This window comes from Helicobacter pylori, from assembly GCF_011140715.1.
Classification (GTDB): domain Bacteria; phylum Campylobacterota; class Campylobacteria; order Campylobacterales; family Helicobacteraceae; genus Helicobacter; species Helicobacter pylori_DA.
Genome location: NZ_SFZZ01000061.1, coordinates 1 through 479, shown reverse-complemented (window position 1 = coordinate 479; position 479 = coordinate 1). Strand labels below are relative to the sequence as shown.

General features: G+C 35.9%; 1 protein-coding gene. It reads left to right on the top strand.

The genetic code is table 11. From position 1 onward, the window contains the following. Positions 1-204 precede the first annotated feature (204 nt). Entirely contained in the window at positions 205-330 is a 126-nt protein-coding gene (locus EWZ81_RS08620) for a hypothetical protein (RefSeq protein WP_275690032.1), read from the top strand. Positions 331-479 lie beyond the last annotated feature (149 nt).

Genomic DNA, 479 nt, shown 5'->3' with positions numbered 1-479 from the left:
ACCACGATTTAATGAGCGCTAAAATCAGGGTTTTAAACAAATAAAACGCCCCAAAAGTCAAGGACAAACCCGCTTTTTAAAGGAAACCCCTAAGCTTTTAAACTCAGGGGAACTTTGGCTAATACATTACTTTTCTATAGAAAAGACCACTTTAAACCCCTTAAAAGAGATTTTAATGTATAATACTAACCAAGAGTTTTTATCATGTTTTTTTCGCATGATAAATCCTTTCAAGGTAGTTTGCCCCATATCGTAACTATGGGGCGTGATGAAATCCTACAACAAACCCCCTTAAAACTCCTCATTTTACAAACGCTAAAACAAGATTAAAAAATTGAATGAAAAGATAAAAAAATAAAACGCCCCAAAAGTCAAGGGCAAACCCGCTTTTTAAAGGAAACCCCTAAGCTTTTAGGCTCAGGGGAACGCTCTTAGAAAATCAGCGTTTCACAGAAACGATCACTTTAAGCCCCAAAAAA